Annotated in this window: 19 protein-coding genes and 1 pseudogene; 11 read left to right on the forward strand and 9 right to left on the reverse strand. The window is 68.8% G+C overall.

Annotated features, from left to right (window positions below; genetic code table 11):
• The first annotated feature begins 61 nt into the window (after positions 1-61).
• Both AB0D27_RS26770 and AB0D27_RS26775 read left to right on the forward strand, forming a co-directional pair.
• Positions 62-490 carry a VOC family protein gene (locus tag AB0D27_RS26770; protein WP_362513648.1) on the forward strand — a complete coding sequence of 143 codons (429 nt, stop codon included), beginning with the start codon at positions 62-64 and terminating at the stop codon, positions 488-490.
• Between the two features lie 192 nt (positions 491-682).
• A complete protein-coding gene (locus tag AB0D27_RS26775; protein WP_362513650.1) occupies positions 683-1045 on the forward strand; it encodes a cupin domain-containing protein in 363 nt (120 codons plus the stop codon).
• A 78-nt stretch (positions 1046-1123) separates the two neighbouring features.
• On the opposite strand, the gene AB0D27_RS26780 is transcribed toward AB0D27_RS26775, so the two are convergent.
• Positions 1124-1678, reverse strand: a complete 555-nt coding sequence (locus AB0D27_RS26780; protein ID WP_362513653.1) for a methylated-DNA--[protein]-cysteine S-methyltransferase — start codon at positions 1676-1678, stop codon at positions 1124-1126.
• Positions 1679-1765: 87 nt separating this feature from the next.
• Positions 1766-2635, reverse strand: coding sequence for a glycerophosphodiester phosphodiesterase family protein (locus tag AB0D27_RS26785; RefSeq protein WP_362513656.1), 870 nt, complete (start codon positions 2633-2635; stop codon positions 1766-1768).
• Positions 2636-2913: 278 nt separating this feature from the next.
• On the opposite strand from AB0D27_RS26785, the gene AB0D27_RS26790 reads away from it, so the two are divergent.
• The 7 genes from AB0D27_RS26790 to AB0D27_RS26820 all read left to right on the forward strand — a co-directional run bounded on the left by AB0D27_RS26790 (position 2914) and on the right by AB0D27_RS26820 (position 11787).
• Positions 2914-3780, forward strand: a complete 867-nt coding sequence (locus AB0D27_RS26790) for an MHYT domain-containing protein (protein ID WP_362513659.1) — start codon at positions 2914-2916, stop codon at positions 3778-3780.
• Positions 3781-3820: 40 nt separating this feature from the next.
• Positions 3821-5956, forward strand: coding sequence for an excinuclease ABC subunit UvrB (gene uvrB / locus AB0D27_RS26795; protein ID WP_362513661.1), 2136 nt, complete (start codon positions 3821-3823; stop codon positions 5954-5956).
• Between the two features lie 207 nt (positions 5957-6163).
• Positions 6164-6730 (forward strand): TerD family protein, encoded by a 567-nt coding sequence (locus AB0D27_RS26800; protein ID WP_362513725.1) that lies wholly within the window; start codon positions 6164-6166, stop codon positions 6728-6730.
• A gap of 45 nt (positions 6731-6775) precedes the next feature.
• Positions 6776-8803 carry a TerD family protein gene (locus AB0D27_RS26805; protein WP_362513664.1) on the forward strand — a complete coding sequence of 676 codons (2028 nt, stop codon included), beginning with the start codon at positions 6776-6778 and terminating at the stop codon, positions 8801-8803.
• A 320-nt stretch (positions 8804-9123) separates the two neighbouring features.
• The gene (locus tag AB0D27_RS26810; RefSeq protein WP_362513667.1) at positions 9124-10113 is read left to right on the forward strand and encodes a TerC/Alx family metal homeostasis membrane protein; all 990 of its coding nucleotides are present in this window, start codon (positions 9124-9126) and stop codon (positions 10111-10113) included.
• Between the two features lie 129 nt (positions 10114-10242).
• Positions 10243-10545 (forward strand): hypothetical protein, encoded by a 303-nt coding sequence (locus AB0D27_RS26815; protein WP_362513669.1) that lies wholly within the window; start codon positions 10243-10245, stop codon positions 10543-10545.
• 141 nt (positions 10546-10686) lie between these two features.
• Positions 10687-11787 carry an ionic transporter y4hA gene (locus tag AB0D27_RS26820; protein ID WP_362513672.1) on the forward strand — a complete coding sequence of 367 codons (1101 nt, stop codon included), beginning with the start codon at positions 10687-10689 and terminating at the stop codon, positions 11785-11787.
• A 21-nt stretch (positions 11788-11808) separates the two neighbouring features.
• Here AB0D27_RS26820 and AB0D27_RS26825 read toward each other — a convergent pair whose 3' ends face one another.
• Positions 11809-13077 (reverse strand): MFS transporter, encoded by a 1269-nt coding sequence (locus AB0D27_RS26825; protein ID WP_362513675.1) that lies wholly within the window; start codon positions 13075-13077, stop codon positions 11809-11811.
• Between the two features lie 93 nt (positions 13078-13170).
• Positions 13171-14221, reverse strand: a pseudogene (locus AB0D27_RS26830) (S66 peptidase family protein).
• A gap of 101 nt (positions 14222-14322) precedes the next feature.
• On the opposite strand from AB0D27_RS26830, the gene aroQ reads away from it, so the two are divergent.
• The gene (gene aroQ, locus AB0D27_RS26835) at positions 14323-14796 is read left to right on the forward strand and encodes a type II 3-dehydroquinate dehydratase (RefSeq protein WP_362513678.1); all 474 of its coding nucleotides are present in this window, start codon (positions 14323-14325) and stop codon (positions 14794-14796) included.
• Between the two features lie 274 nt (positions 14797-15070).
• On the opposite strand, the gene AB0D27_RS26840 is transcribed toward aroQ, so the two are convergent.
• The 5 genes from AB0D27_RS26840 to AB0D27_RS26860 all read right to left on the reverse strand — a co-directional run bounded on the left by AB0D27_RS26840 (position 15071) and on the right by AB0D27_RS26860 (position 19531).
• Positions 15071-15838, reverse strand: coding sequence for an amino acid ABC transporter ATP-binding protein (locus AB0D27_RS26840; protein WP_362513681.1), 768 nt, complete (start codon positions 15836-15838; stop codon positions 15071-15073).
• Positions 15835-16743 (reverse strand): amino acid ABC transporter permease, encoded by a 909-nt coding sequence (locus AB0D27_RS26845; protein WP_362513684.1) that lies wholly within the window; start codon positions 16741-16743, stop codon positions 15835-15837. Before AB0D27_RS26845 ends, AB0D27_RS26840 begins: the two co-directional genes overlap by 4 nt.
• The gene (locus AB0D27_RS26850) at positions 16740-17624 is read right to left on the reverse strand and encodes an ABC transporter substrate-binding protein (protein ID WP_362513687.1); all 885 of its coding nucleotides are present in this window, start codon (positions 17622-17624) and stop codon (positions 16740-16742) included. The genes AB0D27_RS26845 and AB0D27_RS26850 overlap by 4 nt, the downstream gene beginning before the upstream one ends.
• A gap of 551 nt (positions 17625-18175) precedes the next feature.
• Entirely contained in the window at positions 18176-18832 is a 657-nt protein-coding gene (locus tag AB0D27_RS26855; protein WP_362513690.1) for an MBL fold metallo-hydrolase, read from the reverse strand.
• A gap of 9 nt (positions 18833-18841) precedes the next feature.
• Positions 18842-19531, reverse strand: coding sequence for a maleylpyruvate isomerase family mycothiol-dependent enzyme (locus AB0D27_RS26860; RefSeq protein WP_362513692.1), 690 nt, complete (start codon positions 19529-19531; stop codon positions 18842-18844).
• A 222-nt stretch (positions 19532-19753) separates the two neighbouring features.
• Between AB0D27_RS26860 and uvrA the strand changes: the two genes are divergently transcribed.
• Positions 19754-22783 (forward strand): excinuclease ABC subunit UvrA, encoded by a 3030-nt coding sequence (gene uvrA, locus AB0D27_RS26865; RefSeq protein ID WP_362513695.1) that lies wholly within the window; start codon positions 19754-19756, stop codon positions 22781-22783.
• Positions 22784-22939: the final 156 nt, after the last annotated feature.

Below are 22939 nucleotides of genomic sequence, written 5' to 3' on the forward strand. Positions count from 1 at the left end.
GGCGGGCGGCGCGCCCGGTCAAACCCTTGCGACCTGCGGCGTACGACACCAGCCTGGGGGCATGACGGACAACTCGCCACGTCTCGACCATGTCGTCCTCTGGGTACGCGATCCGGTCGCCTCGGCCGACTTCTACGAGCAGGCGGTCGGCCTGGAGCCTGTGAGGGTCACCGAATTCGCCGAGGGAAAGACGTCCTTTCCCTCCGTACGCCTCAATGAAGAGACCATTTTCGACCTCGCGCCCCTCCCCATGGCGGCGTACATGAACATGGTTCCCCAGGGCGCAGACAGTGCCGGCCACCCGGTCAACCACGTATGCCTCTCTCTTCAGGAGGACGACTTCGACGCGCTGCGGGCACGTCTGGAGGAACGGTCCGTACCCCTGTCGGGCTTCTCGTACGACTCCTTCGGAGCCCGCGGAATGGCCAAGCGCAGTTTCTACTTCCGGGATCCGGACGGGAACGTCTTCGAGGCACGGCACTACGAGTAGGCCTCGCGCGGGGTAGTCCACTCGTGGGTAGCCCACTCGCAGGTAGTTCTTGCGCAGGTAGTTCTTGCGCACGGAGTCCTCGCGCACGGAGTCCTCGCGCATGAGGAGCGTGCCCTCCGAGGCCGACCCGCACCGTGCCTTCCGGCCACCCTCCGCGTGAGGTCTGTTCCGGCTGCCTTAAGGTGACCGCTCATGACCACGAACACCCAGGCCACCCCGTCCTTCGCCGTGCACATCCCCGACGCCGAACTCGAACCCGAGCCCCTGGACCCGGGCCAGATCGTCTCCGGCGACCCGGTCGTGACGGGCAAGGTGCTGTGGGAGTCCGCCGACGGCAAGCAACTGCGCGGCATCTGGCAGATCACGCCCGGCGTGGTGACCGACACGGAGGCGAACGAACTCTTCGTCGTCGTCAGCGGCCGCGCCACGATCGAGGTCGAGGGCGGTGACCTCATCGAGGTGGGACCCGGCGACGCGGCGATCCTGCGCGAGGGCGACCGGACGACGTGGACCGTGCACGAAACGCTCCGCAAGGCGTACCACATCAGTCTCTGAGGCCATCGCACTCTGACGCCGTCGCCCTCCGACAGCCTCCGGCGCGTCTTTGCTCGGGCGCATCACCGGCGGGGTGGGTCAGAACAGCGGCTCCGGAAGCACCCCTTCCAGCGCGAGCAGCTTCCGCTTGGTCTCCAGGCCGCCCCCGAAGCCGCCGATACCGCCGTCGCTCTCGACCACCCGGTGGCACGGCACGACGACCGGCAGCGGATTCGAACCCATGGCCACCCCCACGGCCTGCGCCGCGCCCGGCTGGCCGACCCGACCGGCCAGGTCGCCGTAGCCGACGACCGCCCCGTACGGGACGCCCGACGCCAGCTCGCGCAGCACCTGGCGATTGAACCCGGAGATCAGCGACCAGTCCAGCGGCAGTTCGAAGTCGCGCCGCTCGCCCGCGAGGTAGGCTCCGACCTGACCTATGGCCTCGGCCAGCAGAGGGGACTCGGGCGCCTCGACGGGCTCGGTGCCCAGACGGGACCCGAGCCGGACCAGCGCCTGATCGCGCACCGCGTCCGTGGCGTGGAACACGACGTTCACCAGGCCGTCGTGGGTTGCCGCCAGCAGGAGCGGACCGATGTCCGTGCCCACGACGGTCCACACGACCCTTTGCTCGTACTGCCCATGGCTGTTCATGCGATCCACCGTACGGCGCGCCACTGACAACGCCCGTGGCTCGGACGCGGCGCACGTCCGGACCACGGGCTCGGGAGCCGGGCGGCGCTAGCCCAACGCCCTCCGTACTACCTCGGGCACGTTCGTGATGATGCCGTCCACGCCGAAGCCCGCCACACGCCGGGCGGTGTCCGCGTCGTTCACGGTCCAGGCGAAGACCTTCATCCGAGTGTCGTGCGGCCCGTCGAGCGCGTGGACCGATGAGACGTAGCCGGACGTGAGGGGAGTGTGATCCGAGTTGATCTGGTCGGCGAACCGGGCGTACCGCGGCAGCTGCGCGAGTGACGGCGTGCCCAGAAAGGCCGTCTTGATACCGGGGCGCAGGTCATGGACTGTCCGCACACTGTCCGCGCTGAAACTCTGGACGATCAGCCTGCTCCTGAGGTGTGCCGGGTCGAGCCAGCCCTCGTTGCTCAGGAGCTTGAGGGTCTGCCGTTCGATGCCCGGATAGAGCTGGGGGTTCTTGATCTCCAGAACGAGTTTCTGGTGGTTGTGCGAGACGCGGTTCATGTACTGCTCCAGCGTCGGTACGCGCGCGCCCGCGTACCGGGGGTTGAACCAGCTCCCGGCGTCCAGGCGGGCGATCTCCGCCGCGGTGAAGTCCTTGACCTTCCAGGGAGCCCGGTGGGGATAGAGCTCCTCGACGTCGGTCGTGCGCGCCAGTGTGGCGTCGTGGAGGACCACGAGGTGACCGTCCCTGGTGCGCTGGACATCGTTTTCGACCCAACCGAATCCCAAGTCGGCCGCCTTGTCGATGGCGGCAAGAGTGTTCTCGGGCGCGTAGGCGGAGGCGCCGCGGTGGGAGACGATCACCGGACCGGTGCTCCGGGACCCCGCCCGGGCATGTGGGCCGGGCAGTATCAAAACGGCGCCTCCTAGAAGCGCGGCGGTCGTGGCGGCGGCAACGCGCGCGTGCATGCGGTCTCCTCGCGTCGAGAGATCACGGACAGCACAAGACTGACAGCAGAGAGTCAAGGGTGGTGGGCGCGAGATGGTCACAGATTGAATGGAGTTGTCCAAGTCCACGCACCGGCGCCGCACAGGTGGGGTGAGGTCGTGATTCTTTGCCGGAAAATCGTTCGACCATTCCGGTGGGGGTCATACTCTCTGCCTCAACCCAGTCCGCTCTCGCGGTCTTGAGGGTGGGGACATTTCGGGGAATTTCATGAGCAACAGGGCGGGAAGGGCAGCCGCGCATGCAGGGCTCGGTCGACGGCTTCACTTACGGACTCGTCACACCGCTGGTGGCGTACTTCATGGCCTTCCTCGGCGGCGCGCTGGGCCTGCGTTGCACCACCAGATCGATGCTCGTCGCCCGCTCGTGGCGCGCCGGCTGGCTCGTGCTCGGGTCCGCCGCGATCGGCTCGGGCATATGGACCATGCACTTCGTCGCGATGATGGGATTCACGGTCGAGGGGACCCCGATCCACTACGACAGGCCGACAACGTTCGCGAGCCTGGGTGTGGCCATCGTGATGGTCGGCATCGGGATATTCATCGTCGGCTACAGGGGTGCCACCGGAACGGCGCTCTTCACCGGAGGCACCATCACCGGCCTCGGTGTCGCCTCGATGCATTACCTGGGCATGGCAGGAATGCGGCTCAGCGGGAAGCTCGAGTACAACACCCTCACCGTGTCCGCCTCGGTTGTCATAGCCGTCGTCGCCGCGACCGCCGCGCTGTGGGCGGCGGGACAGGTCCGGGGATTCCTCTGGAGCGTGGGTGCCAGTCTTGTCATGGGGCTCGCGGTCAGCGGCATGCACTACGTGGGCATGGCCGCCCTGAGCGTCCATCTGCACGGCACGTCCAGCACTCCCACCGGTGACTCGCCCGCGGCCCTGCTCGCGCCCATGATGATCGGCCCGCTGGTCTTCCTCTGTCTGGCCGGCGTCGTCGTGCTGTTCGATCCGCTGATGGTCATGGGCAGGCCCGACTGGACCCCCACGGAGAACAGGCCTGGCATCCCTGCGCACTCGGTCGCCCCGCGCCCCGGCCGCCGCACCCCTTCCCGCACCGGGCAGGTCCGCGGGCACCGGAGCTCCCGCACCCCGCAGAGCCGGTGATCGGGCCCCGTTGTCAGTGCGGGGTCGTACGGTGGATGCCATGCGGCCCGTATCAAAGATCGAACGTTCGGTGGCGCCTTTCGAGGTCGTCAGCCCATATCAGCCGAGCGGTGACCAGCCTGCGGCCATCGCCGACCTCGAGAAGCGCATCCGCGCAGGTGAGAAGGATGTCGTCCTGTTGGGCGCGACCGGCACCGGCAAGTCAGCCACCACCGCGTGGATGATCGAGAAGCTCCAGCGTCCCACGCTCGTCATGGCGCCGAACAAGACCCTGGCCGCCCAGCTGGCCAACGAGTTCCGCGAGCTGCTGCCGAACAACGCGGTCGAGTACTTCGTCTCGTACTACGACTACTACCAGCCCGAGGCATACGTCCCGCAGTCGGACACCTACATCGAGAAGGACTCCTCGATCAACGAGGAGGTCGAGCGCCTGCGCCACTCCGCGACCAACTCGCTGCTGACCCGCCGGGACGTCATCGTGGTCGCCTCGGTCTCCTGCATCTACGGCCTCGGTACGCCGCAGGAGTACGTGGACCGGATGGTCTCCCTCAAGGTCGGCGACGAGATCGACCGCGACGACCTGCTGCGCCGCTTCGTCGACATCCAGTACACGCGCAACGACATGGCCTTCGCGCGCGGCACCTTCCGGGTCCGCGGCGACACCATCGAGATCTTCCCGGTCTACGAAGAGCTGGCCGTCCGCATCGAGATGTTCGGCGACGAGATCGAGGCCCTCTCCACGCTGCACCCGCTCACCGGCGAGGTCATCAGCGACGACGACCAGGTGTATGTCTTCCCGGCGTCCCACTACGTGGCGGGCCCCGAGCGCATGGAGCGCGCGGTGAACGACATCGACAAGGAGCTGGGGGAGCGCCTCGCCGAGCTGGAGAAGCAGGGCAAGCTCCTGGAGGCCCAGCGCCTGCGCATGCGGACGACGTACGACCTCGAGATGCTCCGCCAGATCGGCTCCTGCTCCGGGGTCGAGAACTACTCGATGCACTTCGACGGCCGCGAACCCGGCTCCCCGCCGAACACCCTGATCGACTACTTCCCTGACGACTTCCTGCTCGTCATTGACGAGTCGCACAACACGGTGCCGCAGATCGGCGCCATGTACGAGGGCGACGCCTCCCGCAAGCGCACGCTCGTCGACCACGGCTTCCGGCTGCCCTCCGCGCTGGACAACCGCCCGCTGAAGTGGGAGGAGTTCCAGGGGCGCATCGGCCAGACCGTCTATCTGTCGGCCACCCCGGGCAAGTACGAGCTCTCCCGCGCCGACGGCTTTGTCGAGCAGATCATCCGCCCCACCGGTCTGATCGACCCCGAGGTCGTCGTCAAGCCCACCGAGGGCCAGATCGACGACCTGGTGCACGAGATCCGGGGACGCACCGAGAAGGACGAGCGCGTCCTGGTCACCACGCTCACCAAGAAGATGGCGGAAGACCTCACCGACTACTTCCTGGAGCTGGGCATCCAGGTGCGCTATCTGCACAGCGACGTCGACACCCTGCGGCGTGTCGAGCTGCTGCGTGAGCTGCGCGCGGGTGAGTTCGACGTTCTGGTCGGCATCAACCTCCTGCGCGAGGGACTCGACCTGCCCGAGGTCTCCCTGGTGGCGATCCTCGACGCCGACAAGGAGGGCTTCCTGCGCTCGGGCACGTCACTGATCCAGACGATCGGCCGAGCGGCGCGCAACGTTTCCGGCCAGGTCCACATGTACGCCGACAAGATCACCCCGGCGATGGAGAAGGCCATCGAGGAGACCAACCGCCGCCGGGAGAAGCAGGTCGCCTACAACAAGGAGAGGGGCATCGACCCGCAGCCCCTCCGCAAGAAGATCAACGACATCGTCGCGCAGATCGCCCGCGAGGACGTCGACACCGAGCAGCTGCTCGGCTCGGGCTACCGCAAGGGCAAGGACGGCAAGGGCGCCAAGGCCCCCGTGCCCTCGCTCGGTGGCAAGGCGGCCAAGACCGCCAAGGGCAAGGGCAAGAGCAAGGAGACGGTGCCGACCGACCGCCCCGCGGCCGAACTCACCGAGCAGATCGAGGAGATGACGGAGCGGATGCGCGCCGCCGCGGCCGATCTCCAGTTCGAGATCGCGGCCCGGCTGCGCGACGAGGTCTCCGAGATGAAGAAGGAGCTGCGGCAGATGAAGGAGGCGGGGCTGGCCTGACGCCCCTTCGGCGGCGCCGGACCTCGGCGTCCGCGCCCTGTGTTGCAAGACCGACACAAAGTACGGCCCGGGGTTCGGCACTGTCAGTGCCGCTGCGTAGGGTTCTGGTCATCCGCGGACTCCGCGGCAACAGGGGACAGTTCGAGAGGGGAACAGCGCGTGGTGGACGTATCCAAGGGCAGTACGCCCAGTGGTCCCGGCGTCAATCTGACCAAGGGTCAGGCCATCAGCCTGCAGAAGCACGACGGGGGCACCCTGGCCGCGGTGCGCATGGGACTCGGCTGGCAGGCGGCCCCCCGGCGCGGCCTGTTCGGCTCCCGCACCCGGGAGATCGACCTCGACGCCTCCGCCGTGCTGTTCGCAGACAAGCAGCCCGTTGACGTGGTGTTCTTCCGGCACCTCGTCAGCGACGACGGCTCCGTACGGCACACGGGTGACAACCTGGTCGGTGGCGTGGGCCAGGGCGGCGATGACGAGGCGATCCTGGTCGACCTGCAGCGCGTCCCGGTCCACATCGACCAGATCATCTTCACCGTGAACTCCTTCACGGGCCAGACGTTCCAGGAAGTGCAGAACGCGTTCTGTCGTCTGGTCGACGAGACCAACGGCCAGGAGCTCGCCCGTTACACCCTGGCGGGTGGCGGCCAGTACACGGCCCAGATCATGGCGAAGGTGCACCGCGCGGGCCCGGGCTGGCAGATGACGGCCCTCGGCACTCCGGCCAACGGCCGCACCTTCCAGGACCTGATGCCCGCGATCCTGCCGCACCTGTAGGCGGCCAGGCGCGCAGCGCACGAAGCGACATAGGGGGACAAGGCGATGACGGCCGAGCTGGTCCGGGGGCAGAACCATCCGCTCTCCCAGGTCCGTCTTGAGGTCCGTGTTTCGGCCGGCAAGCCGATCGTGGCGGGCGCCACGCTCAGCGACGAGACGGGCACGGTCCGCGGCGTCGAGTGGGTGGCCCACCCGGGGGCGCCCACCCTGCCCGGGCTCGAGGTCTCCCAGCAGGCGGCGGCCGACCATCGCCTCGCCTTCGATCTGGACGCACTGCCTCAGGCCGTGCACCGGGTCAATGTGCTGCTCGCACTGCCGTCCGGCGTGGGGGGAGGCCCGGTCCGGTTCGGAGCCGTCGCCGCCCCCTTCGTCGCGGTCACCGGCCTCGACGGATCCGAGGTCGCCAGCTACACCATCACCGGCCTGGACGCCGAGTCGGCCGTCGTCGCCCTGGAGCTCTACCGCAGGCAGGACGCCTGGAAGGTCCGGGCGGTCGGTCAGGGCTACGCGGGCGGCCTCGCCGAACTCCTCACCGATCAAGGCCTGCCCGAGGCCCAGCAGCTCGCGGGCAGCATCAACGAAGCGGTGGCACGGGGCCTGGCCCGCTCGGTGGCGGCGCCCCCGCCGCGTACGCCGGACGCGGACCGCTCCCGCCAGTCGGCCACCTCGGCGCCGGGACCGGATCAGCCGTACGCCGGGACGCAGGGCGCCTCCGGGACCGTACCGCCGCAGCAGTCCCCGTACGACGCCCCCGGTCCGCAAGGAGCGACGGCACCGCAGACGGGTTATGCCGGTGGCCCGGCACAGTCGGATCCCTCCGCCGTCACCCAGCCGCCCTCGCCCACCGTCGGCGGATCGATCAACTACAGCCACCCCGGCAGGCCGAACGGGGCCCCGCCCCCGCCCCCGCCGACCGCACCACCGGCTCCCCCGGGGCAGCCCGCGCAGCCCGTCGCAGGGGACGCGACCGGCTGGTCCATGGAGGAGCGGCTCTACAACCAGGTGTGGGGCATGTTCGAGGACCTGGCCCGCACCATCGCCGCGTATCGCAGCGCCGTCGACTTCGCCGACTCGCGTATGGAGAAAGAACTCGACCAGGTCCTCTCCGACCCCCGCAGCCGGATCGGTGGACAGGGCGACACCGCGCGCGAGGCGGCCCGCGCCAAGCACGCCCAACTCGTCGACCAGGCCCGGGCGGCCCTCGACCGCGACCTCGCTCAGCTCACCGCCGAGTCCGAGGTGGTCGAGCCCGCGCTGCCCCCGGCGTACGCGCGCTGGGACAACCCGGTCTGGCACGGCTACCGGGTGCCGATGGAGATACCCATGGCACTGCGCCTCGGTGACCTGCATCTGCCCGAGAGCGCGGGCCTGAGCATCCCGATGCTGGTCAGGCTGCCGCTGGACCGAGGCCTGTGGATCGACAGCGGCCATGCCACGCTCGACGGCTCGCTCGCCGACTCCGACGAGCTGCGTCGTCTCGCCATGGACACTGCGGTGGCGCATGCCGCACGGCTCCTCGCCGTCTATCCCGCGGGCGACTTCACGGTGCATGTCATCGACCCGGCCGGTTCGGGAGCATTGTCCCTCGCGCCACTTGTGCGGTCCGGAGTGCTCGACGGACCGCCCGCCGTCGGCGCCGCGGGCGTGGCCGACGTCCTGGCGCGACTCACCCAGCGGGTCGACCTGGTGCAGATGGCGGTGCGCGGCGGAGCGGCCGACTCGCTGCCACCGGGCCTCGACACCGCCGAACAACTGCTGATCGTCAATGACTTCCCGCACGGCTTCGACGACCGCGCCGTGACCCAACTGCGCTATCTGGCGGACGAGGGACCGGCCGTCGGCGTCCATCTGATGATGGTGGCCGACCGGGAGGACGCCGCCGCGTACGGGCCGTTGCTCGACCCCCTGTGGCGCTCACTGCTGCGACTCACCCCGGTGCCCGACGACCATCTCGCCGACCCATGGGTCGGGCACGCCTGGACCTGCGAGCCAGCGCTCGTCCCTCTGGGCAGCCAGGTGCTCCAGCAGGTGCTCGCACAGGTGGCGGCGTCCCGCCGTTCCCGGAACCGCTGACGGCTCGTACCGAACTGGGGACGGCTCGCTCGGGGACACCTCGCAGGGGCAGTGTCAAGCATCAGTAAAGGGGCCTGACCAGGTAACTTGGCCCTTCTTTTACTAATCTCTTTACCTTTCCTTGGTGATTGGGTACTCTTTCCGTACGGAGGGGAGTACTCCCTACCTGCTGCGGCGTACCCGTCAATACGGATCAGGCCAGATCCCGGGGCGTCGGCCCGTAGGCACCGGGCGCATCACGCGCCACGGCCGCCTCGGGTGGAAGAGACCTCCGGTAGCGACGACGCTGAAATCTGCCGTTACGTACTGCCGGAGGCGCAGTGGATGTTTCCCTGACCCTGTGGGTCCTGACCATCGTGGGTCTAGCCGCCCTGATCGCGGTCGACTTCTTCATCGGCCGCAAGCCGCACGACGTATCGATCAAGGAAGCCGGAATCTGGACCATCGTCTGGATCGTCCTGGCCGGACTGTTCGGACTCGGACTGCTCGTCTTCTCGGGCGGAGAGCCCGCGGGAGAGTTCTTCGCCGGCTTCATCACCGAAAAGTCGCTGAGCGTCGACAACCTCTTCGTCTTCGTCCTGATCATGGCGAAATTCGCAGTGCCCTCGCGGTACCAGCAGCGGGTGCTGCTCGTCGGCGTACTCATAGCCCTCGTCCTGCGCGCGATATTCATCGCCGCCGGCGCCGCGATCCTCGCGAGCTTCGCGTGGGTCTTCTACATCTTCGGCGCGTTCCTCATCTACACCGCCTGGAAGCTGATCCAGGAGGCCCGGGCGGACGAGGAGGACGAGGAGTTCGAGGAGAACAAGCTGCTCAAGGCCGCCGAGCGACGCTTCGGCGTGGCCGACCGCTACCACGGCACCAAGCTGTGGATCCAGCAGAACGGCAAGCGCGTCATGACGCCGATGCTGGTCGTGATGCTGGCGATCGGCACCACCGACGTGCTCTTCGCACTCGACTCGATCCCCGCGATCTTCGGTCTGACCCAGGACCCGTACATCGTCTTCACGGCCAACGCGTTCGCGCTGATGGGTCTGCGGCAGCTGTACTTCCTCATCGGCGGCCTGCTCAAGAAGCTGGTCCACCTGAGCTACGGTCTGTCGGTCATTCTCGGCTTCATCGGCGTCAAGCTCGTACTGCACGCGCTGCACGAGTCCGGCGTTCACGTCCCCGAGATCTCCATCCCGGTCTCGCTCGGCGTGATCTGCGCGGTCCTCGTGGTCACCACGATCACCAGCCTGCTGGCTTCCAAGAAGCAGGCGGCGCGCGAGCAGACCACGAGCGCTCCGAAGGACAGCATCGACGTCTGACCACGTCGGACGTAGGAACAACCACCCCCGGGAGCGGTGCGCGGCGCATTGCCGGGCACTGCTCCCGGTGCTTGCTTGGACTTTGCGCGTCTCCCGGCCCGGGGGCGCCCAGGCCGGGTGGAGGTACCCATGAAGTTCGTGCAGATCGTCGAGTTCGAGACCGAGCGCATCACAGAGATGCAGAAACTGGCCGAGGAGGCCGACAAGCGGATGGCCGACCGCAGCGCCGGCCCGACGCACCGCCTCGTCCTGCAGGACCGGAACACGCCCAACCGCTATCTCGTGGTCATCGAATTCGACTCGTACGAGGAGGCCATGCGCAACAGCAACGACCTCGAGACGACCAAGATGGCGGAGCAGATGGCCGCGCTGTGTACCAGGCCGCCGTCCTTCACCGACTGCGACGTACGGGAGATGACCGAGCTGAAGTAACGGCTCGGCCCCCATACCGCTGTCGCCATGCTGAAGGGAGTCCCGCGCCACCGGAGTGCCGGAGCAAGCTCGCTCCGCGGGAGTGCCGGCAAGCTCGCGCCACCGGAGTGCGGGCCCGCGGCCCCCTGCGACGATCGCAGCATGATCGTTCGGCTCCGGCCTCTTGTGACGCGGTGGACGGCCGTCGTGCCCGTGATCGCCGTGGTGCTGCTGGCCTTCACATGGGGACGCGACCTGCCCGGAGCGGCCGTGGCCCTGGTGACGCTGGTCCTCGCCGGGGCCGTGCTCGCCGCCGTCCATCACGCCGAGGTGGTCGCGCACCGGGTCGGCGAACCGTTCGGTTCCCTCGTCCTCGCCGTCGCCGTCACGATCATCGAAGTCGCCCTGATCGTCACCCTGATGGTGGACGGCGGCGCCAAGAGCTCGACGCTGGCCCGCGACACGGTGTTCGCGGCCGTGATGATCACCTGCAATGGCATCGTCGGACTGTGCCTGCTCGTCGCCTCACTGCGCCACGGGCTCGCCGTCTTCAACGCGGAAGGCACCGGCGCCGCGTTGGCGACCGTCGCGACTCTGGCCACGCTCAGCCTGGTCTTCCCGACGTTCACCACCAGCAAGCCGGGACCGGAGTTCTCCAGCGCCCAACTCACCTTCGCCGCGCTCGCCTCACTGGTCCTCTACGGCCTGTTCGTGACGACCCAGACCGTGCGGCACCGCGACTACTTCCTGCCGATCACCCGGCAGGGCGACGTCATCCACGCGGACGACCACGCCGACGTCCCGTCCGCCCGTACGGCCGGAGTCAGCCTGGGACTGCTCGGTCTGGCCCTCGTCGGCGTGGTCGGCCTCGCCAAGGGCGTGTCGCCCACCATCGAATCCGGGGTCGAGGCCGCTGGTATGCCGCACTCCGTGGTCGGTGTGATCATCGCGCTGCTCGTCCTGCTCCCGGAGACCATCGCCGCGCTGCGCTCGGCGCGCCGCGACCGGGTGCAGACCAGCCTGAACCTCGCCCTCGGCTCCGCGATGGCCAGCATCGGACTGACCATCCCCGCCGTCGCCCTGGCCTCCGTCTGGCTCTCCGGACCACTCGTCCTCGGCCTCGGCTCCACCCACATGGTGCTGCTCGCGCTGACCGTCGTGGTGAGCTCACTGACGGTGGTTCCGGGACGTGCGACACCACTCCAAGGGGGCGTCCATCTGGTGCTGTTCGCCGCCTATCTGGAGCTGGCGATCAATCCCTAGGGCGGTGTGGGGGACGCTTCGTCATTCGGTCGCCTGTACGGCTGTAAGGCGCGGTACCGGCCGGGTCTCGGGGAGCAGTGCGAAACAGCCCAGGCTGAGCAGCGCGATCCCCGTCAGATACGCGGCCACACCCCACGGGACGCGCTCCCCGCTCGCCACAGCCGTCGCCACGATCGGCGTGAGCGCGCCCCCGAGAACCCCGCCGAGGTTGTAGCCCACCGCCGCACCCGTGCACCGCACCCGGGGCTCGTACAACTCCGGCAGATAGGCGGCGATCACGGCGAACATCGTGATGAACGCGATCAGTGCCACGAGGAAACCGAGGAACATCAGCAGCGGTTCGCCGGTCGACAGCAGCGCGACCATCGGGAACATCCACAACGCGGCGCCCGTGCACCCCGCCAGACACAGCGGCCGTCGTCCGTAACGATCGCCGAGGAGGGCCATGAGGGGCGTCAGGGAGCCCTTCACCACCACGGCGGCCATGATGCACGCCAGCATGACGGTGCGGCTCACACCGAGCCGTTCGACGCCATAGGCGAGGGCCCAGGTCGTCACCGCGTAGAACACCGCGTACCCGACCGCCAGCCCGCCGGCCGTCAGCAGCACGAGCCGCCAGTGGTCGCGCGCCACCTCCGCGAGCGGCACGCGCGCGTGGTCCCCCATCTCGAGAAACCGCGGACTCTCCGCGAGCGAACCACGCAGCCACAGTCCCGCCGCCGCGAGCACTCCCGCCGCCCAGAACGGCACTCGCCATCCCCATGCCGCGAACTGCGCGTCGGACAATGTGGCCGACAGCACCAGCATCACCCCGTTGGCCAGCAGGAACCCCACCGAAGGCCCCATCTGCGGGAAGCTCGACCACAGTCCACGCCGCTCGGCGGGCGCGTGCTCCGCGGTCAGCAGCACCGCCCCGCCCCACTCACCTCCAAGTCCGAGCCCCTGCAGAAAACGCAGCACAAGAAGGAGCACGGGAGCGGCCACACCGACGCGGTCGTACGTCGGCACGAAGCCGACGGCGACAGTCGCCGCGCCGGTCAGCAGCAGCGAGGCGATCAGGACCGGCCGCCGACCGCGCCGGTCCCCGATGTGCCCGAAGAGCACCGAGCCGAGCGGACGGGCGACGAACCCGATGCCGAACGTTCCGAAGGCCGCCAGCGTCCCCGCCAGCGGCGAGAACGTCGGGAAGAACAGCGGCCCGAGGACCAACGCGGCCGCGGTCCCGTAGACGAAGAAGTCGTAGAACTCGATGGCTGTCCCGGCGAGCGAGGCGGCCGCGAGCCGGAGCATGGAGGGCGCCCTTACGGTGTGTACATCGTGCATGCCGCGTCAACTACCCACGGTGACCGGCGGTTACGGGGGCGCGCGGGAGTGCGGTGCGCGTCAGTACGTGACGGAGATGCGCCGGGCCGGGCCGTCCACGCGAATTGTGCCTCCATAGGGGAGGACGATTTGCGGATCGGTGTGACCGAAGTCCACATCGAACACGACCACCATGTGCTGGGCATATATGTCCACGGCCTTGAGTACTGCCTCGCGCTGCTCCCGCGCGTAGCGGGCGGGCCTTGGAGGCGGCGTCATGGGGCTCATCGAACGACCACGCCTTCGGACGGCCCATCAACAGCGCCCCGAAGCGTCGCAGCAGGCCGCGCTCGCCCATGCTGCGCAGAATCCAGAAGACGTCGTTCGCCTTCGGCATGTCCTCCGAGGTCTCCAGGAACAGCACATGACCGTCGTACACGGAAGGATCGCCAGCGATCTCGCGGTCGGCCATCAGCAGCCAGGACAGGATCTCGATGTTGCCGCCCCACGAGCGGCCCTCGACCACGCGGTCGGGACGGTGCCAACTCCAGCCGCCGCCCGGCTCGGTCGGCGGCTGCGAGGCGAAGGTCTCCGGCGCGTCCCACGGCTGATCGACATCACGGAACCGCTCGGCCGGGCGCAGTTCGTAGGGCCCGGACGTGAACAGCGCGGCCCGCAACGACTCGGCGGTCAGCGGGTCCATGGCGCCGGGGCGGCCGACCTCGCACATCACGGTGGCGCCGTGGTAGCCGACGATTCCGGCGTTCCACAGGTAGGCGAGGAGGTTCGTGTTGTCGCTGTACCCGAAGAACGGCTTCGGGTTCGCCCGGATCAACTCCCGGTCCAGCAGCGGCAGCATGGTGATCTGGTCGTCGCCGCCGATGGACGCGATGACGGCCTTGATCGTCGGATCCGCGAACGCCGCGTGGAGGTCGTCCGCACGCTCCCGCGGGGTCGAGCCCATCTTCCGGGTCGCCGGGTACTCGACCGGTTCGAGGTCGTACTCCTCGCGTAGCCGCTCCAGCCCCAGCTCGTAGGGGAGCGGGAAGAGGCCCGGCAGTCCCCCGGACGGCGAGACGACGGCTATCCGGTCGCCGGGCGAGGGCTTGAGAGGATACGAGGGCGTCGCCATGACGGGAGGGTACGGGCCGTCACCTCTCCGGTGCACCGTGATAAACCGGGTCTGAGCAGCGGTCCTCAACGGGCCGGCAGACCTGAAGGACCGGAGGAACCGTGCCCCGCACCCTCGCCAACGCCCCGATCATGATCCTCAACGGGCCCAACCTGAACCTCCTCGGGCAGCGTCAGCCGGAGATCTACGGCTCCGACACGCTGGCAGACGTGGAGGCCCTGTGTGCCAAGGCGGCGGCCGCGCACGGCGGCACGGTGGACTTCCGGCAGTCCAACCACGAGGGCGAGCTGGTGGATTGGATCCATGAGGCTCGTCTCCACCACGCCGGGATCGTGATCAACCCGGCCGCCTACTCGCACACGTCCGTAGCGATCCTGGATGCGCTCAACACCTGTGACGGCCTTCCGGTGGTGGAGGTCCACATCTCCAACATCCACCAGCGCGAGGAGTTCCGGCACCACTCGTACGTCTCGCTCCGCGCCGACGGTGTCATCGCGGGCTGCGGAGTGCAGGGGTACGCCTTCGCGGTGGAGCGGGTCGCGACGCTTGCGGAGGCGGGGCGGACGGACACGTGACGGCGGGAGCCGCAGCCGCGCACGCCTGGCGGCGGGGGCCGCGGACGCCTGACGGCGGGAGTCACAGCCAACGGACACGTGACGGCGGGAGCCGCAGACGCCTGACGGCGGAGTCACAGCCACTCGACCCCGGGGCTTGCAGCCGCTCGACGGCGGGGCTCATAGAGGCCTGACGGCGGGGGCCGCGGACGCCTGGCGGCGGGAGTCGCAGCCACCCGACCCCGGGGCTTGCAGCCGCTCGGCGGCGGGGCTCATGGACGCCTGACGGCGGGAGTCACAGACGCCCCGCCTCCACGATCCGCCTCAGGAAGCGCTGCGTGCGCCCCTGTTGCGGGTCTCCGAAGATCTCCTCGGCCGTGCCGCGCTCCAGGATCACCCCGCCGTCCAGGAAGCAGACCTGGTCCGCGACCTCGCGGGCGAAGCCCATCTCGTGGGTGGCCAGAACCATGGTCATACCGTCGTCCTTCAAGTCGCGGACGACGTTGAGTACTTCGCCCACGAGTTCCGGGTCGAGGGCGGCGGTGATCTCGTCCAGGAGGAGCAGCCGGGGGCGTACGGCCAAGGCGCGGACGATCGCCGCCCGTTGCTGCTGGCCTCCGCTCAGCCGGTCGGGGTACTCGCTCGCCTTGGCGCCGAGACCGAGCCGTTCGAGCAGCTCACGCGCGTGTGCCTCCGCCTCCGCACGGTTCACGCCATGCACGCGGCGCGGGGCGAGGGTGATGTTCTCCAGGACGGTCATGTGCGGAAAGAGGTTGTACGCCTGGAAGACCACGCCGATCCGCCGGCGCACCGCGTCCTGGTCGACCCTCGGGTCGGTGATCTCCTCGCCCTCCAGCCAGATCGCGCCGTCGTCGATCTCCTCCAGCAGGTTCGCGCACCGCAGCAGCGTGGACTTTCCGGAGCCGGAGGCGCCGATCAGCGTGGTCACGGTGTGCGGGGCGACTTCCAGGTCGACGTCCCGCAGCACTACCGAGTCGCCGAAGGTCTTGCGGACGGATTCCATCCGCAGCATGGGCCCGTCGAGTTCGGGGGTCCGGCTCATACGATGCCTCCCTGGCTGCGGCGCCGGTCCATGCGCGCGGTGACCCAGTCGGTGAAGCGGGTCATGGGGATGGTCAGGGCCACGAAGAGCAGCGCGGCCACGATGTACGCCGTGTAGTTGAGACTCCGGCCCACGATGATGTCGGCGGAGCGCATCGCCTCCACCGCACCGCCGATGGACACGAGGCTGGTGTCCTTCTGCAGGGATACCATGTCATTGAGGAGCGGCGGAACTTGGCGGCGAACGGCCTGCGGCAGCACCACATGGCGCAGTGTCTGACGGTTGGTGAGACCCAGCGAACGTGCGGCGGCCCGTTGCGAGGGATGAACGGACTCGATGCCTGCGCGGACGACTTCGGCGACGTACGCCGAATACGTCAGCACGAGGCCCGTGCCGCCGAGCAGGACGGGGTCGTTGGTCACGCCCTGCAGTTGGAGCGCCGGGACGCCGAACACGACGATCGACAGGCAGATGATCAGCGGCAGGCCGCGGAAGAAGTCCGTGTAGGCGGTGGCCAGGGCCCGCAGCGGCCAGTACATCGGACCCCGCAGGGTGCGGGCCACGGCTATCAGTGTGCCCAGCACCAACACGACAACTCCGCACACCGCGAAGAGCCGGAGGTTCAGCCACAGTCCTTCGAGGACCTTCGGGAAGGCCTCACGCGCGAAGGAGGCATCGAAGAACGTCTCCTTGGTGCGCGGCCAGCCGGGCGCGTCGACGACGACGAAGTACAGGACCACGGCCGTGACAAGCGTGGAGAGCGCGGCAACGGCCGTCGAGCGGCGAGCGCGGGTACGCCGATAGCGCTGCCGCTCGATACGCCGCCGCGACGGGACGTACGCCTCGCCCCCGGGCATGTCTCCCTCGGCGGAGTCCTCTCCCGACTCCTCCTTCGTCGCCGTCACTTGAGTACCGGAGCGTCGACGGCTTCGGACAGCCACTGCTTCTCGATCTTCGCCAGCGTGCCGTCCTCGCGCAGTGCGTCCACGGCCTTCGTCACGCAGGAGGTCAGCGCGCTGCCCTTGTCGAGGACGAGTCCGAACTGCTCGGGCTTACCGCCCTGTTGCTCGAACTGCCCGACGATCTCCGCGTTGGTCACCTCGGCCGCCGTGATGTAGAAGGCGGTCGGCAGGTCGGTGACGATGGCGTCCACCTGCCCGTTCTTCAGCGCGGACTTGGCCTGGTCGTTCTTCGCGTACGCGGCCGGCTCCTGGGTCGGCTTCACGACGTCGTCAATGTAGTTCAGGCTGGTGGTACCCACCTGGGCGCCCAGCTTCAGGCCCTTGAGGTCCGCGACACTCGTCGCCTTCGCGGCCTTGGAGCCCTTCAGCGCGATGACGGCCTGGCGCACGTCGTAGTAGCCGGACGAGAAGTCCACGGCCTTCTTGCGCTCGGCGCTGATCGACACCTGGTTGATGTCGAAGTCGAACGTCTTCTTGCCGGGCGCGAAGGCCTTGTTGAAGGGGACGCTCTGCCACACGACATCACCCTCGGCATAGCCGAGCTGCTTCGCCACGGCGTACGCGACCGCCGACTCGAAGCCCTTGCCGTTGGCGGGCTTGTCGTCCTTGAACCACGGCTCGTACGCGGGCTCGTCGGTCGCGATGGTGAGCTTCCCGGAGGTCTGCGTGCTCAACGTGCCCTTGGCGCAGGTTTCCGCCGTGCTCCCGGAGGCCTTGCCTGTGGCCTTGTCCTCCGGCTGCGGAGCGCAGCCCACGGCGAGGGCGAGCAGGGCGACGGTGACGGCGGACGCGGCACGGCGCGGGGCGCGTTGGGCGAGATCCATGGCGGGAGAGTGACAGTGAACCATGCTGTTTGTCGAGGTCACAGCGGTAAATGTCCGCATCGTGGGAACCTGTGTTGCAGTCCCGTGAACGCTCGGTGAGAAGCCGGGCCGTTCACTCGATGAGATGTCCCGCCGAGTGTCCGGCGTGGGGCTCTGCCGGGGCCGCCGGCCGAGGGCGGGGATCGAAAGGCCGACGGCCCGTTCCCGTGCAGGAGCCGTCATCCTGCGCGGGGCTGTGACCAGTGGACTGCACCAATGCCCGCGCGGGGAGCGCGCGCGGGGCACCGGCGCGTGCGCTCGGTTCACACGGGGCGCGTGTTGACGAAGCGCACCGGCGCGTGTGCGGGGGCTTGCGCGGGACGTGCAACGCGTGGTTCACGCGGTGCGCGCGGCCCAGACGGCACGCGGCCCAGACGGTGCCCTCGCGGGACAGACGGTGCGCGCGGGCCAGACGGTGCGCGCGGGGCGCACGCCGCCGCGTTCGCCCGGGGCGCATGCCTCACGATTCGCGCGGGGCTCACGCTAACGCCATCGAGCCCCCGAGGTCGCGTTCACCACCCCCGCGCGTGCCACTCCGGCAGATGCGGGCGCTCAGCGCCCAGCGTCGTGTCGTTGCCGTGGCCGGGGTAGACCCAGGTCTCGTCCGGCAGAACGTCGAAGATCTTGGTCTCCACGTCGCGGATGAGGCTGGCGAACGCCTTCGGGTCCTTGCGGGTGTTGCCCACGCCGCCCGGGAAGAGGCAGTCTCCGGTGAACACGTGCGGATGCCCGTGCGGGTCGTCGTAGACGAGGGCGATCGAGCCGGGCGTGTGCCCCACCAGGTGGCGCGCGGTGAGTTCCACGTGCCCCACGTGGATCGTGTCGCCGTCGTCCACGAGGACGTCGGTCGGCACCGGGATGCCGCCTGCGTCGGCCCGGCCCGCGTAGGTGCGCGCGCCCGTGGCCTCGACGACCTCCGCGAGCGCCTGCCAGTGGTCGCCGTGCTGATGGGTGGTCACGAGGGAGGTGATGCCGTCGTCACCGATCAGTGTGAGCAGCGTCGAGGCGTCGTTCGCCGCGTCGATCAGGAGCTGCTCGTCGGTCGCCCGGCAGCGCAGCAGATAGGCGTTGTTGTCCATGGGGCCGACGGCGACCTTGGAGATCATCAGGTCCTGCAGCTCGTGCACATCGGCAGGTCCGCCGACCTTCACCGCTCCGCTGTACGTCATGGCGGCAGCCTATAGCGGGGGCAGGGTGGGCAGCGGACCGCCGTCGAGAGTCAGGCCGGTCCCGTCGCGACGCCCCGCCAGCCAGCCGAGCAGCGCGGGCGCGGCACCGGTCACGGTGACCTCGGCGCCACCCTGCGCTGCGCGTCCCGTGCTCCACGCGTGCGTGGAGTCGGTGAGGCGGGTGTGAGGCACGTCGGGATGTCCGCTGAAGCGGTCGGCGAGAAACCCGATCTCGCGCTCCATGAACTCCTCGGGAAGATCTTCGAGCTCGTACCCGATGCCCAGATCCACGTGGTGCAGCTCGACCTCGACCCACCGCCGGAACGGCACTCGGGCAGCCGTGTCGGTGACTCCGTTGCGCAGCTCCACCGTGCGGGACCAGTCCGCTGGAGCGGCCCCCGTCTCCTGGAAGCGGTCCGCGCTCGCACGTACGTCCGCGAGCTGTGCGTCCAGGGGGCGCGGGGCGTCTCGCTCGATGTCGCCGTCCCGGGCGTCGCCGGAGGGGTACATGGGGCGGCCTTCGAGGACGTTCACGAGAGCGTCCGCGTTGCGGGCGAGGTGGGCGAGTACGTGGCCGCGGCTCCAGCCGGGGAGTCGTGACGGTTCGGCCACAGAAGCGTTGTCCAGTTCGGTGGCTGCGCTGAGCAGCCGTTCGGTCGCGTCACGTACAGACGCCAGGTCGCGCACATGATCAATCATGGGGCCGACCCTAACTCGGCCACACCTTCGGGTGAAGGTGGTCGAGGGCCCCCGCAATTCGAATGCGCGTGCTATAGGCTCGAGCGCGGCGTCGGGCATGCTGGAGAGCCCGGGATTGTTGTCAACCAGGGAAACCAACCGGCGCTGTCAGTGGCTCCCCCTAGTCTGGAAAAGACGGGGGCCTCGCCCCTGTCACTTCTCTCAAGAAAGGTGCGGACCGGCGTGGCCGACCGTCTCATCGTCCGTGGAGCGCGCGAGCACAATCTGAAGAATGTCTCGCTCGACCTCCCGCGCGACTCGCTCATCGTCTTCACGGGCTTGTCGGGGTCGGGCAAGTCCTCCCTCGCCTTCGACACGATCTTCGCCGAGGGCCAGCGCCGCTATGTCGAGTCGCTCTCGTCGTACGCCCGGCAGTTCCTCGGCCAGATGGACAAGCCGGACGTCGACTTCATCGAGGGCCTCTCCCCGGCGGTCTCCATCGACCAGAAGTCGACCTCGCGCAACCCGCGCTCGACGGTCGGCACCATCACCGAGGTCTACGACTACCTGCGCCTGCTCTTCGCGCGCATCGGCAAGCCGCACTGTCCCGAGTGCGGTCGTCCCATCACGCGCCAGTCACCGCAGGCCATTGTCGACAAGGTCCTGGAGCTGTCGGAGGGGAGCCGCTTCCAGGTCCTTTCGCCGCTGGTGCGCGAGCGCAAGGGAGAGTTCGTCGACCTCTTCGCCGACCTCCAGACCAAGGGGTACAGCCGGGCCCGGGTCGACGGCGAGACGATCCAGCTCACCGAGCCGCCCAAGCTGAAGAAGCAGGAGAAGCACACCATTGAGGTGGTCGTCGACCGCCTCACGGTCAAGGAGGGCGCCAAGCGTCGCCTGACCGACTCCGTGGAGACGGCCCTCGGCCTGTCCGGCGGCATGGTCGTGCTCGACTTCGTCGACCTTCCCGCCGACGACCCCGAGCGCGAGCGCATGTACTCGGAGCACCTGTACTGCCCATACGACGATCTGTCCTTCGAGGAGCTGGAGCCCCGCTCGTTCTCCTTCAACTCGCCCTTCGGCGCCTGCCCCGAATGCACCGGTATCGGTACGCGCATGGAGGTCGACCCCGAGCTGATCGTCCCGGACGAGGAGAAGTCCCTCGACGAGGGCGCCATCCACCCCTGGTCGCACGGGCACACCAAGGACTACTTCGGGCGGCTCGTCGGAGCTCTCGCGGATGCGTTGGGATTCCGGACCGACATCCCCTTCGCCGGTCTTCCGCAGCGCGCCAGAAAGGCGCTGCTCTACGGCCACAAGACGCAGATCGAGGTCCGCTACCGCAACCGCTACGGACGCGAGCGCCTGTACACCACGCCCTTCGAAGGGGCCGTTCCCTTCGTCAAGCGGCGCCACAGCGAGGCCGAGAGTGACGCGAGCCGTGAGCGCTTCGAGGGCTATATGCGCGAGGTGCCCTGCCCCACCTGTGAGGGCACGCGCCTGAAGCCGCTCGTCCTCGCGGTCACCGTCATGGAGAAGTCGATCGCCGAGGTCTCCGCCATGTCCATCAGCGACTGCGCGGACTTCCTGGGCGAGCTGAAGCTCAACGAGCGCGACAAGAAGATCGCCGAGCGCGTCCTGAAGGAGGTCAACGAACGACTGCGCTTCCTGGTCGACGTCGGCCTCGACTACCTCTCGCTGAACCGCGCGGCCGGCACCCTCTCCGGCGGTGAGGCCCAGCGCATCCGGCTGGCCACCCAGATCGGTTCCGGACTCGTAGGCGTGCTGTACGTCCTCGACGAGCCCTCCATCGGTCTGCACCAGCGCGACAACCACCGACTGATCGAAACCCTGGTCCGGCTGCGCGACATGGGCAACACGCTCATCGTCGTCGAGCACGACGAGGACACCATCAAGGTCGCCGACTGGGTCGTCGACATCGGCCCCGGCGCGGGTGAGCACGGCGGCAAGGTCGTGCACAGCGGCCCCTTGAAGGAGCTGCTCGCCAACCCCGAGTCCGTGACCGGCCAGTACCTGTCGCGCAAGCGGGAGATCGCCACGCCGGACATCCGCCGCCCCACCGACCCGAGCCGCAGGCTCACGGTGCACGGCGCCCGGGAGAACAACCTCCAGGACATCGACGTGTCCTTCCCCCTGGGCGTCCTGACGGCCGTCACGGGTGTGTCGGGCTCCGGCAAGTCGACGCTGGTCAACGACATCCTGTACACGCACCTGGCCCGCGAGCTGAACGGCGCGAGGAACGTTCCGGGGCGGCACACGCGCGTGGAGGGCGACGACCTCGTCGACAAGGTCGTGCACGTCGACCAGTCGCCCATCGGCCGCACGCCCCGGTCCAACCCGGCGACGTACACCGGAGTCTTCGACCACGTCCGCAAGCTGTTCGCCGAGACGACCGAGGCGAAGGTGCGGGGCTACCTTCCCGGCCGCTTCTCCTTCAACGTCAAGGGCGGCCGCTGCGAGAACTGCTCCGGTGACGGCACCATCAAGATCGAGATGAACTTCCTGCCGGACGTGTACGTACCCTGTGAGGTCTGCCACGGGGCGCGCTACAACCGGGAGACCCTGGAGGTCCACTACAAGGGCAAGTCCATCTCCGAGGTCCTCGACATGCCGATCGAGGAGGCCCTCGGCTTCTTCGAGGCCGTCCCGGCGATCGCCCGCCACCTGAGGACGCTCAACGACGTCGGCCTCGGCTACGTCCGGCTCGGCCAGTCCGCGCCGACGCTGTCCGGCGGTGAGGCGCAGCGCGTCAAGCTCGCGAGCGAGCTGCAGAAGCGTTCCACGGGCCGCACGGTGTACGTGCTCGACGAGCCGACCACCGGTCTGCACTTCGAGGACATCAGCAAGCTCATCACGGTGCTGTCCGGCCTGGTCGACAAGGGCAACACGGTCATCGTCATCGAGCACAACCTCGATGTCATCAAGACCGCGGACTGGGTCGTCGACATGGGCCCCGAGGGCGGCAACGGCGGTGGTCTCGTGATCGCCGAGGGCACACCCGAGGAAGTCGCCAGTGTTCCCGCCAGCCACACCGGCAAGTTCCTGCGCGAGATCCTCGGCGCCGACCGGATCAGCGACGCCGCCCCCGTGCCGGCCGCTCGCAAGGCCGCTGCCAAGAAGACGCTGGCGGCCAAGGCGACGACGAGGAAGACGGCCACCAAGACCGTCAGCAACAACACGGCTACCAATAAGGCGGCCACGGTCACGAAGAAGGCGACCCCCGCGAAGAAGACCACACGGGCTCGCAAGGCCTGACAAAATCCCAGAAAACGGCGCCCCATGGGAACTCCCCGTGGGGCGCCGTCCGTTGCACAGTCAGCCGCGCGGTCCCTGGGGCTCGACGAACCGCATGCCCAGACCGAACGGGGATGCCGGCTCAACGGGCGGCGGGGCGAGGCGCTGCGGGCGGTC

The sequence above is a fragment of the Streptomyces sp. NPDC048415 genome, assembly GCF_040651675.1.
Lineage (GTDB): Bacteria > Actinomycetota > Actinomycetes > Streptomycetales > Streptomycetaceae > Streptomyces.